The sequence below is a fragment of the Kitasatospora sp. NPDC048286 genome (genome assembly GCF_043201735.1).
Taxonomy (GTDB): domain Bacteria; phylum Actinomycetota; class Actinomycetes; order Streptomycetales; family Streptomycetaceae; genus Kitasatospora.
In genome coordinates this window covers 271,203-283,022 of the sequence record NZ_JBICZE010000011.1, presented here as the reverse complement: position 1 = coordinate 283,022, position 11,820 = coordinate 271,203, and the positions used below count along the sequence as shown (strand labels likewise).

Sequence of the window (11,820 nt, the reverse complement as noted above, 5' to 3'; positions counted from 1 at the left end):
GTTCCGCTTTCGGCCCCGACCATGCGCCCCCGGCACGGAATCGGACCGTCCTGGCGCGGAATCGGACCGTCCCGGCGCCGATCCGGACAACCGTTACGGGCGACGACCCGCCGTTGCCGGGCGTTCCTGTGTCCTTGTCCGGCACGTCAATCGCCAGGAGCGCGAGTCGCATGAAGGAGCCAGGATGTTCCGCAGGAATTCCGCCCGTACGACGGCCCTCGCCGTGATGGCCGGCTCGATTCTGCTCGCGGTGCCCGCCACCGCCGACGCGACCACCACCGCCTACACCCCGCAGACGGCCTGCGGGTCCAGCTACGCCACGATCGATTCCTTCAACCTGCCGGGCGGCACCTCGACCGTCTACCTGACCTACAGCAGGACGACCGGCAAGAACTGCGTCGCCACCATCAAGAACACCAGGACCGGATCCCCGACACTGACCGGCGCCTACCTGACCTACGGCGACGGCAGCGGAAGGCAGCAGGACCTGGGGAACTACAGCTACTACGCCGCGGCCTACCTGTCCGCCCCCGGACAGTGCATCTACTACGGCGGCCGGGACTACAACTCCGGTGACTGGTGGGGCAAGGGACCGGGCTGGTGCAGCTGAGCGGCGTCCCGGCACCGGCCGGGTAGGGTCCGGCGAAGGCCGGCGGGCGGCCGTGCGCGGCCGCCGCGACCGACCGGTGAGTGCGCCGGTGCCCGTGGCCGCATCGCGGGGTGCGGCCACGGGCGCCGGTCCCGGTCACCTCCCGATCAGGTGCCGATCAGATGCCGATCAGGTCCCGATCAGCTGCAGGGAGGCCCACAGGGCCAGGACGGCGGCGGTGAGGGTGGCCGGGACGGCGAGCAGGCCCAGGCGGGTGAACTCACGCAGGTCCACCGGCACTCCGCGGTCACGGACGATGCTGCGCCACAGCAGGGTGGCCAGCGAGCCGGCGTAGCTGAGGTTGGGGCCGATGTTCACCCCGAGCAGGACCGCGAGGACGGCACCCGGCCCGGCCGGGGCCGCCAGTGGCACCAGGGCGAGGGTGGCGGGCAGGTTGTTGATGGCGTTGGCGAGGACGGCGGCCAGCGCGGCGATGCCGAGCAGGGCCGGAAGCCCGGTGCCGGCGGGCACGAGGTGGGCCAGGCCGGCGGCCAGGCCGTTGTCGACGACCGCGCGCACCACGATGCCCAGGGCGAGGACGAACGCCAGGAACGGCAGGGCGGCCGAGCGCACCACCGTCGCGGGGGTGGCGTGGCCGCGGGCCAGGGCGCGCACGGCCAGGACGGTGGCGCCGGCGGCCGCCGCCCAGGCCGGGTCGACGTCCAGCGCGGAGGCGAGGCCGAACCCGGCGAGCGTGCAGCCCACCGTGACCAGGGCGAACAGCGGCATGGCGGGGGCCGGTGCGGCGTCGGGGGCCCCGGTGGGGGCGGCGTCCAGGTCGGTGGCGAAGAAGCGGCGCAGCACCAGGTACTCGACGCCGACGGCCGCCAGCCACGGCAGTGCCATCAGGACGGCGAAGCGGCCGAAGCTCAGGCCGCTGGCGGTGAAGGCGAGCAGGTTGGTCAGGTTGGAGACCGGCAGCAGCAGCGAGGCCGTGTTCGACAGGTGGGCGCAGGCATACAGGTGCGGTCCGGGCCGGGCGCCCAGGCGGGCGGCGGTGGCCAGGACGACCGGGGTGAGCAGCACGACGGTGGCGTCCAGGCTGAGCACCGCGGTGACCGCCGAGGCGACGACGAACACCTGGACCAGCAGCCGGCGCGGGCGGCCGGCGGCGCTGCGCGCCATCCAGGCCCCGCAGGCGCGGAACAGTCCCTCGTCGTCGCAGAGTTTGGCCAGCACCAGGACGGCGGCCAGGAAGCCGATCACCGGGCCGAGGCGGGCGGCCTCGGCCGTCGCGTGCTCCAACGGGACGGCGCCGGTCGCCACCAGCAGGGCGGCGGCCGGCACCGCGGCGGCGGCCTCCGGCCAGCCCCAGGGGCGGGCGACGGCGCAGACCAGGACGAGTATCAGCAGGCCCGCGGACAGGACTTCGGCGCAGGCGGTGTTCAGGGGTGCTCCTCGGGGGCGGGTGGGGTGGCCGGTGCTCGGGCCTGGTTCGCGGCCCGGCGCAGCATGCCACACCGGTCGGCGGCGGGCGCCTGGCGGGTCCGTGCGCCCGGATCCGCACCCCCGCCCTCCCCTCCCCCTGGGAGCAAGTCAGGTCAGTCCCACCAGAAGGACCACTGGTGGGCGCCCACCAGCTCCTCGGCGTACTCGGTGAGGCTGCCGGAGCCCTGGAAGACCAGGTCGGGGCAGAAGGCGGTGTGCTCGGCGGCCAGCGGGAGCGCCTCGGCGAGGGTGGCGGGCGGCACGGGGACGCTCAACACCAGGGTGTCGAAGCCGACTTCGACGACCTGGGCGCCGAAGCGGCGCTCCCAGTCGGCGAGCACGGCGGCGATCTCGGCGGTGCCGGCGTGGTTCATGGGGCCGCTCCAGCCGCACACCGCGAGTGCGTGGGCGCCGCTGCCGGCGCGCACCAGGCCGAGGCGTGCGTCCTTGCCGGACCCCAGCACCTCGGCCAGCTCCCGGGCCTCGGCGCCGGCGGCGCCGTCCGGGACGGTGGCCGCGGGGGCGAGACCGGGCCAGGTGCGGCCGTAGGGGGCGAGGGTCTCGTCGATGATCTCGGCGTCCTCGTCCGTCTCCCCGTCCTCGTCCTCGTCGACCTGCTTCCACCAGGTGCTCAGCAGGGCGGCCGGGTCGTAGAGGTCGGGTATGGCGGCGTCGGTCGGGTAGAGCTCGCCGGACAGCCAGGGTCGGTAGTCGGGGTCGGTGTGGTCGAGCGGGCTGAGCAGCAGCGGCCACAGCCCGGTCTGCGGGTGGGCGCGGTGCAGCTGCCGCCACAGCCCGGCGGGCGCGGGGGCGTCGCTGATCCACAGCAGCGGCCGGCGCCCCTCGTCCTCGGCGACCGTACGGCCGGGCGGCAGGTCGACGGGCAGGGCGGCGAGGGCGGCGGCGAGGTCCGGGTGCTCGGTCATGCGGCTCACCGTAGGCGCCACCACCGACAACGACCGCCGGCGTCCGGCCGCAGGCGCCCCGGGCGCCGACGGCGGGCCGGCCCGGCGAACCCCCACCCCTCAAGCACGAGAAGTCGGCCCCGCCGACTTCCCACGCCACACGGGGACCGCACGGGGACCGCCGCGCACCTGCACACCTCGGCCGGCTCTGCCACGGCGCCGACGGGCGGCGACGGGCGGCGACGAACGGCGAGAACCCGAGGGGCAGGCCTGGCCCCACCAACCGCTCAGGACCAGGGCAGCCCCGACCGCGTGCGCCAGTACGCCTCGGCCGGCTCCGCCATGGTGGCGAGGGTGGCGAGGTCCTCGGGGGTGGGGCGCAGGGTGGTGGCGGCGAGGTTGGAGGTGAGCTGGGCGGGGGTGGCGGCGCCGGAGAGGACGGTGTCGGCCCAGGGTTGGGCGGCGGCCGCGGCGAGGGCGAGGGCGTCGGGGGTGGTGCCGGTGCGGGTGGCGAGGGTGCGCAGGGGGGTGGTGTCGGGGCCGGTGGCGTTGCGGCCGGCGAGGCGGCCGTTGGCCATGCCCTCCTTGACGACGACGAGCCAGCCGGCCGCGTGGGCTTCGGCGAGGGCGGGGGCGGCGGAGGTCTCCAGGAGGTTCCAGGTGGCCTGGACGGCGGTGAACAGGGGTCGGCCGTCGGTGGTGACGGCGAGGGCCCGGCGGATGGTGTCGGCCTGGGCGGGGCCGCTGGTGGACAGGCCCACGCGTACGCCTTGGGCGGCGAGGGCGGCGAGGCGCCCGTGCAGGGCGGGGTCGGTGAGGGCGGGGCTGTCGGGGGTGACGGAGTGGACCAGGTAGACGTCCAGGTGGTCGCCGAGCAGGGCGCGGGTCTCGCGGATCTGGCGGTCGTAGACGGCCGTGGAGTGTTCCTTGACCTCGTGTGCGGCGACTCCGCTGGTGCGCCAGTCGGCGGTGTAGGTGTAGCCCCACTTGCTGCCGACCGTCACCTCGGCCGCGGCCTCGGGGTGTTCGGCGAGCCACTGGCCGAGGAACTCCTCGGCGCGGCCGTAGGAGCGGGCGGTGTCGAGGTAGCGAACGCCGGCGGCGTACGCGGCGTCGAGGAGGGTGTGGGTGCGCTCGCGCAGGGCGTCGACGGTGCGGTCGGCGGGCAGGTCCGTGTCGCGCCCGAGGTTGATGTAGCCGGGCCGGCCGACGGCCGCCGTGCCCAGGCCGAGGCGCGCGGGGTGCGGGCGCGCGGTGGCGGGGGCGGGGGTCGGGGTGGCGGCGGGGTCGGTCGGCATGGCGGGGTCTCCTCGGGCGCGGTGGTTCTCACCTGGGACTTTAGTCGTGCCGCCGCGGCCGCAGGTGGTGCCGGCGGGCTACCAGGACGCCCACCCGCCTGCTTCCGAAAGCGATGACGGCGAAGACGGCAGCACCGCACGCGCGGCGCCCTGGTCCAGGCGCAGCACGAAGTTGACGTAGTCGAGCGGCTTGCCCGGCCAGTGGCGGTCGTTGCTGGTGAGCAACTGGCTGCGCAGGCCGCCGTGTTCGGTGACGGGCCCGGGGGTGGTGCGCAGGTTGGGCTGCCAGCCGCGGCCGCGCTGGTGGTGTTCGAGGGAGAGCGTCCAGCTGTCCTCGTCCATCTGGATGGTGGCGCCGACCCGTCCGGGTAGCACCCGCAGTCCGTGTGTGCCGCGGACGACCGCCCGCTGGTCGAAGTCGGCGCTCCTGCCGACGACGGTGATCCGCCATGCGCCGTGGAACCTGAGCACGCCTGTCTCCTGACGCCGCGGCGCCCGCTCCGGCAGAGGGCGCCCCGTCAACGTCTACGGCTCCGGACCGCTGCCGGGCTCAGTGAGCCCGAACCGGGCGGGATACCCGGTTGGGCCCGGGCCGGCTTCTCGGTCACTCGGGTCGTGCGGCGGTCGGGGCGCCCGCGACGCGGCGCTCGCCGCCGTTGCGTTCCTGCCAGAAGCGGTACACCTCGACGGCGGCGTCGCGCTGCTCGTGGCGCATGGGCATCCGGCGTTCCTGGTAGGGCTTGGCGAACTCGGCGTAGAAGCTGTCCAGTTCGAAGTACTTGCGGTCGTCGACGTAGTGGGGTTCGTAGGCGTCGCGGGTGGTGAGGAAGACGACCTCGTCCGGCGAGCAGTAGTACAGGGAGCCGAGGCACATCGGGCAGGGGTGGGCGAGTACGTAGATGATGGTGCCGGTCAGGTGTTCGGTGCCCAGTTTGGTGCAGGCTTCGCGGATGGCGAGGATCTCCGCGTGGGCGGTGGGGTCGTTGGTCTGGGCGACCTTGTTGGGGCTCTCCGCGAGGATCCTGCCGTCCTTGACGATGACGGTCGCGAACGGGCGGCCGCCTTCGGCGACGTTCTGGCGGGCGATGTCGATGGTGCGCTGGGCGAAGTCCACGGTGTTCCTCCGGAGTTGAGAGAGATGGGGGGCGGGCCGGATGGCTGTGCTCCCGGCCCGCCCGGCGCCGACTGGCGTGTCGCGTGTCGTCCTGTCGGTGTGTGTCAGAACGGCTTGGTCGGCAGGTACTTGCCGTCGAGGGTGATGACGGCGCGCTCGCCGCCGTCCGGGTCGGCGACCTTCTTCACGTCGAGCCGGAAGTTGATCGCGGAGATGATGCCGTCGCCGAACTCCTCGTGGACCAGGGCCTTGAGGGTGGTGCCGTAGACCTGGAGCATCTCGTAGAAGCGGTACATCGTCGGGTCGGTCGGGATGCGGTTGGGCATCGAGCCGCGGACCGGGATGGTCTGCAGCAGCAGCGCGGCGTCGTCGTCCAGGCCGAGCAGTTCGGCCACGGCCTTCGCGGACTGCTCCGGCAGCGGGTGCTGGCCGAGGACGGCGGCGGTGGTGAAGGCCACCGACAGGCCGGAGACCTCGGCGATCTGCTTCCAGGACAGGTTCTTGCGGGTCTTGGCTTCGACGGCCTTGTCGGCGAGGGCTTCGCGGGCGGTCTGGCTGGTCTGGGCGTGCACCATGATCGGTACGTCCTTTCGGGGGGTGTGTCGCCCGGAGACGGGACGACATGAGAAGGGGAGGGGGTGTGGTGGTCAGGCGGCGAGCGTGGGGGCGGCGGTGAGGTCCTCGACCCGGCCGGTGGGGATGTCGTAGACCCAGCCGTGCAGGGCGACCTTGCCTTCGGCGAGGGCGCGGGCGACCGAGGGGTGGGTGGCCAGGTTCGCCAGCTGGGCGTGCACGTTCTGGCGTACCAGCGCGGGGACGTCGCCGTCGGCGGCGGTGCGGGCCACGGAGGCGTCCGCGTGGCGCAGCCAGGTGGCGACCGCGGGGGCGGCGCTGAGGTCGTGGCCCTGGGCGAGGGCGGTCATCGCGCCGCAGGCGGAGTGGCCGCAGATGACGATGTCCTTGACGCCCAGCGCGGTGACGGCGTACTCGATGCTGGCGGCGACGCCGTCGGCCTCGGGGCTGTGGGCGGGTACGAGGTTGCCGGCGGTGCGGATGACGAACAGGTCGCCGGGTTCGGTGCCGGTGATCAGTTCGGGGACGACGCGGGCGTCGGAGCAGCTGATGAACAACGTGTCCGGGGTGTGGTGGGTGGCGAGGTGCGCGAAGAGCTGCGCCTTGGCCGGGAAGACGTCCCGCTGGAATCGGGCAACGCCGTCGGTGAGGTCCTGCACGGTCACTCCCTTCGGATGGTGATCGGCCCTGTGGGCTGGTGAGATCCACCATGCATGACCTGCTCCTATAGTGTCCAAGAGCCGTTGACCATGGGATTCATTGGTCTCATCTATAGGTGGGGCTACAGTGGTGGCCATGGCCGCTCTCGAACTGCGTCACCTGCGCTACCTGCTCGCCGTCGCCGAACACGGCAGCTTCACCCGCGCCGCCGAGGAGCTGCACATCTCCCAGCCCACGCTCTCCCAGCAGATCAAGCAGCTGGAGAGGACCCTGGGCGTGCAGCTGCTGGACCGCACCGGCCGCGCCGTGCGGCTCACCGACGCCGGCGCCGTCTACACCGACCACGCCCGGCGCGCGCTGCGCGACCTGGCCGCCGCCGAGCGCGCCGTCCACGACGTCCAGGACCTCACCCGCGGCCACCTGCGCCTGGGCGTCACCCCCACCTTCACCGCCTACCTGGTCGGGCCGCTCACCGCCGGGCTCCACGCCCGCCACCCCGGCATCGGCCTCACCCTCGCGGAGATGCCCCAGGAGCACATCGAAGCGGCCCTGCTCGCCGACGACCTCGACGTCGGCATCGCGTTCGCCGGCGCCCACCTGCCCGGCATCGCCGCCGCCGGGCTGTTCACCGAGACCCTCAGCCTCGTCACCGGCACGGCGCGCGCCGAGGCGATGCCCACGCCGCTACCGGTCCACGCCCTCCAAGACGAGCAACTCGCCCTGCTCACCGGCGGATTCGCCACCCGTGGCCACATCGACGCCTACTTCGAGCGTCACCGGGCCGTCCCGCGCATCGCGGTCGAGGCCAACTCGATCCAGGCCCTCACCGAGATCGTCCGGCGCACCGGCCTGGCCACCGTCCTGCCCGACGCCATCGCCCACGACCACCCCCACCTCGCCCCCGTGCCCCTCGACCCGCCGCTGCCCACCCGCACGGTCGCCCTCCTGCACCGCGAGGGCGCCTACCGCAGCGCCGCCGTCCGCGCGTTCACCGGGCTGACCCACGACCTGGTCCGCGCCCGCGGCTACGCGCCCGTGCCGTAGGGGCCGACGGCCCCCGGGCCGTACGGCTTCAAGGGTCAGCGGCGGGCGGTGGCCAGGGAGCGGAGCTGGACGTGGACGGCGGCGGGTTCGGTGCCGGTGAGGGCGGCGACCTCGGCGGCGGACAGGTCGAGGACCAGGTGCAGCAGCAGGACGTCCTGCTGGGCGGCGGTCAGGTGGGCGACCGGGCCCAGCGGCCGGGGGCCGGCCTGGGCGCAGACGCGGCGGCGCACCGCCTGCCAGGCGCAGGCGGTGGGGCTGGCGGTGGCCAGGGCGTCGAGCCAGTGGCCACTGAGTTCCTCGAAGGCCGCACGGACGGCCAGGGGCGCGTCGGCGGGCGGCAGGAGCAGTCCGGCGTAGTCGAGGTAGTGGCGCAGGTGGAGGTCGTGCAGCGCCCACAGGCCCAGGGCGGGCCCGGGGGCGGCCGAACGGCGTGGTGGTGTCGGCATGGTGGTGTCCCGGGGTGGCGCGGGTGGGTGCTGGTCCGCGGCCGGGCGCGGGCGGGTGCCGGCCCGCGGCCGGGGCGCGGGTGGCGCGCCCCGGCCGCGGACCGGGTCACACGAGCACCGGCGGGTTGTCGTCGGTGCCTTCGCGGCCCGCCGCGGCGGGGTGGCCGGGGCCCTCGTCCCGTTCGGCGGCGAGGCTGTTGCGCAGGGTCACCCACAGGCGGAACAGGATGTCCGTCGAGGTGCCGGCGCTGGAGGACTGCATGGCCCGGGCGAACTCGCTGTGGTGCGTACGCGAGTTGACCGGCAGCGGGGTGCGGGCGTTGTTCGTCCGGTCCCAGGCCGCCGCCCACAGGGCGCGGCGAGCCTCCCTGACCCCGCAGACCTCCATGTAGGCGAGGAACACGGGTTTGCGCAGCGGGGCCTCGCCCTTGAGGACCATGGCCAGGGTGCTGGAGGGCAGGCGTCCGCCCCGGTCGCGGGCCCGGCGGTCCAGTTCCCGCAGGGAGGGCCAGTCGGCCTTGCGGCGCATCTCGTGCATCGCGCGGCGCAGGTCGGCGAAGGAGTCGGCCTGTTCGGGGTCGATCCGCCGGGGCGCGCGCAGTCTGCGGCTGCCCGAGGGGCGGGGCACGTGGGCCCAGTAGTTGGCCTGGACCCACTTGCGCCGGGCGGTCTTGAGGTCGCCGCCGCATTCGCGGGTGACGGCCTCGACGACCTTCCAGCTCGGCACGGAGTGCCCGCCGGCGGCCCGTTGCAGGGTGGTGGGGTGGTAGTTGGTCCGAGCGGCGAGCTGACGGTACGTCAACTCGGCCTGCTCGCGCTGCTCCCGCAGCCAGGCGGCCAGCCGGCCCAGCGCCGGCTCGGTCGCCTCGATCGGGTTCTCTCGGCGTCCCATCGCTGGCAGGCGCTCTTCCTAGGCCCGCTCCCGTCGGAGCCTGGCGGCCAACAGGCAGCCGCCGGTGGCCAGTTCGAGCGCCGCTCCGGCGGACATGCCGGTCGCGACCAGGGCGGCGGCCAGCGTGACCGCCAGGACGACCACGACGACAACCACGGCCGTCCCGTACGGGCGCGGGTGGCGCGGGCGCGGCGGCACCGGGTCCGCCGTCGCGCAGTGGGTGGTGCGGGTGCGGGTGCGGATGCGCTTGTTCCGGTTCCTCTTCATCGAGGAGTCCTCCATATCACTGTCCACTCCAACTGGCGGGCACTTGTGCGGTTGGCGTCGCACGGGGTGCCCGGTGGCCTCACACTCTGTCAGGCGTATGGGTGAATCCCAATCGGTTCGGTGAACATCGCGCAGATTGATGCGCCACGGTCCCGGCCACTCGCCGCAATCTCGTGAATGCTCTACCAGAGAAGCACAGTTCAGCGAACTGAAACCGAATTTTGATGCGCCTTTGTGCAGCGCGCCCTTGTGAGGCCTCCTGGCTGGATGTGACGATTCGGAGTGCGGCGTCATCCGGACTCGCGGGTTCGGAACCCGGGGCGCTGTTCACTCCAACAATCGGGATCATCGGCAGCGGGCCGTGTTGGCGCATGGGTCCGCCCGAACAGCAGAGACCGCCCGGCCCTGGTGGCCCGAGCGGTCTCTCTGCGTTTTCCGGCGCGTTTCCCCGGCGCGCTTGCCGCGCGGTGGACGTCAGGTCAGTCGCGGGTGGTCCAGCGCTGGGTGGCGCTGGTCGCGGAGGGCGCCGAGAGCATCACGCCCTTGCCGGACTCGTTGCTGGGGGTGTCGAGGACGTAGCCGGTGTTCGGGTCGGTGATCTTCAGGCTGCCGTCGTCGTTCCGGGTGACCTGCCACTTCTGGGACGCGGACTGCGCGTTGGACGGCGTCACCGTGACCCGGTAGCTCGGGTAGCCGCTGGACGTCAGGGACAGGGAGGGGTTGCAGCCGTCGTGGATGCGCACCGTGCCGTCCGCGTTGGCGTCCAGCCGCCACTGCTGCCCGAGGTCGGACGCGCCCTTGCCGGAGATGGTGGCGTAGGCGCCGGGGAGCACCATGCAACCGCTGGTCTGGTGCGACAGCACGAGGAAGCCACCGTTGGAGAGGAAGTGGGGCCGGCCGTCGCCGACGGGCAGGGGCCCGTAGTAGATGGTGTGCTTGGCCAGCAGGTCGAGCGTCGTGCCGGTGGTGGCGAGCGGCGGGACGGCGGCGGGGCGGACGGTCTTGTAGTGGTCGGCGAACGTGGACGACGTGTGGTCGAGCATCACCTTGGCGGTCCCCTGCCAGCCCCCGTCGACCTTCCGCCACAGGTCGAGCAGCGAACCGGCGACGTTGCCGGAGACCGCGTCGCCGACGTCCCAGCCGCTGCCGTAGGTGAATTCGGTGCTGCTCCCGTTCGACCACACGTAGCGGTTGTCGCCGAGCAGGTAGGCTCCGACGGCGCTGGCGAAGCCCTCGACCCAGGCGCAGGAGCGGGTGCTGGCCGCCCAGACGGACGTCGGAGCGCAGATGCCCTCGCGCGGTATGCCGCCGTAGAGGCGGTCCATCAGGAAGTGGCCGCCCTCGTGCAGGACGATGTGCTCGGAGTCGGGGTCGGCGTCGGGGAGGTTGATGGTGTTGTCGAGGTTGTACACCGGGCCGCCGCGCGCGCCGGGGCTCCAGAAGACGGTGAGCTCGGTGCAGGAGTCGTTGTTCGGCTCGCGGGCGCTCCAGCAGGCGCTGACCGGGTTGTTGCGGCCCCACCACAGGAGGTTGAGGGTGTCGAGGACGTGCCAGGCCCGGGAGGTCTCGGCCGGGGGCTTGATGACGCCGAGGGAGACGCTCGCGGAGAGGTTCTGCTGGACCGGCGAGTCGACGGTGTACCGGGAGGCGGGGATGTCGTTGGTGATGACCCTCCACATCCTGGTGCTCTCGGAGGTGAACCGCACCCACATGCTGTTCATCGTCGTGGTGGTCGTGGGGGTGTAGCAGAGGTTGAAGCCGCCGTCGGTCACGGCCGTGAGGCCGTAGTTGCCGAGCACGTGCGGGGTGTCGCCGGCCTTCTCGGTGCCCCACAGCTCGACGTTGGCGTTGCGGACGGGCTTGGTCCGGGTGGGCTTGGACGGGCCCTCCTCCGCGTTCTGGTAGTCGAACTGGAAGATGCCGCTCAGGCAGATCGGGCTCGCGGTGACCGCCGCCGAGGCGGGGGCCGCCGCGAGCGGGACGACGGCGAGCACGGCGAGCAGCGCCGTGCCGAGCGCGGCGAGCCGTCGGGTCAGGCGGGTGCGCAGGGGTATGGCCATCGAGGTCCTCTCGGTGGGGGCCGCCGGCCGCGACCGGACATCGACACGGGTGCGGGCGTTCGGCGGCGGTCGGTCACGGTTCGTGTGCCCATGGTCGGTGCACGGTTCGGCTCGCGGTAGGGCGTGCGGAAGGTGGGTGCGGGAGGGGGATGCGGCGTGCGAGGCGCCGCCCGCGCCGGTGCGCGGCAGACGCCGTCGTCGCGATGGTGCTTCCTCCCCGAAGACTGCGGGCTGCTGCCCCTCCGGCCTTCGCCTCGCGGTGCGGGCGTGGGGACGGACAGGGCGGCGCGCCCGGTGAATGAACTCCCTTAGGCAGGTGGCAGCTTGCGCAGCCCCCCGAACCAAGCAGGAATCTACACAGCTCAGTCACGAGCGGAGTGTCATCTTCCGATTTTCCTCGCTCGACGGTCAAAACCAGTCACGCCTTGGCTTGTTCTGACTATGCATCAAGAGTGTTTCAAGCCAACCGCCCTGCTTGTGTCGT

The 11,820-nt window shown here is 73.2% G+C and carries 13 protein-coding genes; 2 read left to right on the top strand and 11 right to left on the bottom strand.

Annotation, left to right across the window (positions count from 1 at the left end):
• Positions 1–184 precede the first annotated feature (184 nt).
• On the top strand, positions 185–610 hold the full coding sequence (locus ACGF13_RS26615) for a spore-associated protein A (protein WP_392879487.1): 426 nt from the start codon (positions 185–187) through the stop codon (positions 608–610).
• 168 nt (positions 611–778) lie between these two features.
• Here the strand turns inward: ACGF13_RS26615 and ACGF13_RS26610 are convergent, their stop codons facing one another.
• From ACGF13_RS26610 to ACGF13_RS26580, 7 genes are all read right to left on the bottom strand, one after another.
• Positions 779–2,038 (bottom strand): SLC13 family permease, encoded by a 1,260-nt coding sequence (locus ACGF13_RS26610; RefSeq protein ID WP_392879688.1) that lies wholly within the window; start codon positions 2,036–2,038, stop codon positions 779–781.
• 152 nt (positions 2,039–2,190) lie between these two features.
• A complete protein-coding gene (locus tag ACGF13_RS26605) occupies positions 2,191–3,003 on the bottom strand; it encodes a DUF4253 domain-containing protein (RefSeq protein WP_392879484.1) in 813 nt (270 codons plus the stop codon).
• A 266-nt stretch (positions 3,004–3,269) separates the two neighbouring features.
• Entirely contained in the window at positions 3,270–4,280 is a 1,011-nt protein-coding gene (locus ACGF13_RS26600; RefSeq protein ID WP_392879482.1) for an aldo/keto reductase, read from the bottom strand.
• A 78-nt stretch (positions 4,281–4,358) separates the two neighbouring features.
• The gene (locus ACGF13_RS26595; RefSeq protein WP_392879479.1) at positions 4,359–4,751 is read right to left on the bottom strand and encodes a hypothetical protein; all 393 of its coding nucleotides are present in this window, start codon (positions 4,749–4,751) and stop codon (positions 4,359–4,361) included.
• 133 nt (positions 4,752–4,884) lie between these two features.
• Positions 4,885–5,394 (bottom strand): nucleoside deaminase, encoded by a 510-nt coding sequence (locus ACGF13_RS26590; RefSeq protein WP_392879476.1) that lies wholly within the window; start codon positions 5,392–5,394, stop codon positions 4,885–4,887.
• 104 nt (positions 5,395–5,498) lie between these two features.
• Complete coding sequence (gene cynS, locus ACGF13_RS26585; protein ID WP_392879473.1) at positions 5,499–5,969, bottom strand: cyanase; 471 nt, start codon at positions 5,967–5,969, stop codon at positions 5,499–5,501.
• A gap of 72 nt (positions 5,970–6,041) precedes the next feature.
• Positions 6,042–6,626, bottom strand: a complete 585-nt coding sequence (locus ACGF13_RS26580) for a carbonic anhydrase (RefSeq protein WP_392879470.1) — start codon at positions 6,624–6,626, stop codon at positions 6,042–6,044.
• A gap of 136 nt (positions 6,627–6,762) precedes the next feature.
• Between ACGF13_RS26580 and cynR the strand changes: the two genes are divergently transcribed.
• Positions 6,763–7,671 (top strand): transcriptional regulator CynR, encoded by a 909-nt coding sequence (cynR, locus tag ACGF13_RS26575; protein ID WP_392879467.1) that lies wholly within the window; start codon positions 6,763–6,765, stop codon positions 7,669–7,671.
• A gap of 35 nt (positions 7,672–7,706) precedes the next feature.
• Here cynR and ACGF13_RS26570 read toward each other — a convergent pair whose 3' ends face one another.
• The 4 genes from ACGF13_RS26570 to ACGF13_RS26555 form a co-directional block, all read right to left on the bottom strand.
• The gene (locus tag ACGF13_RS26570; RefSeq protein WP_392879464.1) at positions 7,707–8,117 is read right to left on the bottom strand and encodes a sigma factor-like helix-turn-helix DNA-binding protein; all 411 of its coding nucleotides are present in this window, start codon (positions 8,115–8,117) and stop codon (positions 7,707–7,709) included.
• A gap of 106 nt (positions 8,118–8,223) precedes the next feature.
• Positions 8,224–9,009, bottom strand: coding sequence for a helix-turn-helix domain-containing protein (locus ACGF13_RS26565; RefSeq protein WP_392879461.1), 786 nt, complete (start codon positions 9,007–9,009; stop codon positions 8,224–8,226).
• Positions 9,010–9,027: 18 nt separating this feature from the next.
• Entirely contained in the window at positions 9,028–9,276 is a 249-nt protein-coding gene (locus tag ACGF13_RS26560; RefSeq protein WP_392879459.1) for a hypothetical protein, read from the bottom strand.
• Between the two features lie 479 nt (positions 9,277–9,755).
• Positions 9,756–11,336, bottom strand: coding sequence for an RICIN domain-containing protein (locus tag ACGF13_RS26555; RefSeq protein ID WP_392879457.1), 1,581 nt, complete (start codon positions 11,334–11,336; stop codon positions 9,756–9,758).
• Between the last annotated feature and the right edge of the window lie 484 nt (positions 11,337–11,820).

Coding starts and splice junctions, on each gene's coding strand:
- ACGF13_RS26570 (WP_392879464.1), bottom strand. CDS start 8,117: ATGCCGACACCACCACGCCGTTCGGCCGCCCCCGGGCCCGCCCTGGGC.
- cynR (WP_392879467.1), top strand. CDS start 6,763: ATGGCCGCTCTCGAACTGCGTCACCTGCGCTACCTGCTCGCCGTCGCC.
- cynS (WP_392879473.1), bottom strand. CDS start 5,969: ATGGTGCACGCCCAGACCAGCCAGACCGCCCGCGAAGCCCTCGCCGAC.
- ACGF13_RS26605 (WP_392879484.1), bottom strand. CDS start 3,003: ATGACCGAGCACCCGGACCTCGCCGCCGCCCTCGCCGCCCTGCCCGTC.
- ACGF13_RS26615 (WP_392879487.1), top strand. CDS start 185: ATGTTCCGCAGGAATTCCGCCCGTACGACGGCCCTCGCCGTGATGGCC.
- ACGF13_RS26560 (WP_392879459.1), bottom strand. CDS start 9,276: ATGAAGAGGAACCGGAACAAGCGCATCCGCACCCGCACCCGCACCACC.
- ACGF13_RS26600 (WP_392879482.1), bottom strand. CDS start 4,280: ATGCCGACCGACCCCGCCGCCACCCCGACCCCCGCCCCCGCCACCGCG.
- ACGF13_RS26555 (WP_392879457.1), bottom strand. CDS start 11,336: ATGGCCATACCCCTGCGCACCCGCCTGACCCGACGGCTCGCCGCGCTC.
- ACGF13_RS26565 (WP_392879461.1), bottom strand. CDS start 9,009: ATGGGACGCCGAGAGAACCCGATCGAGGCGACCGAGCCGGCGCTGGGC.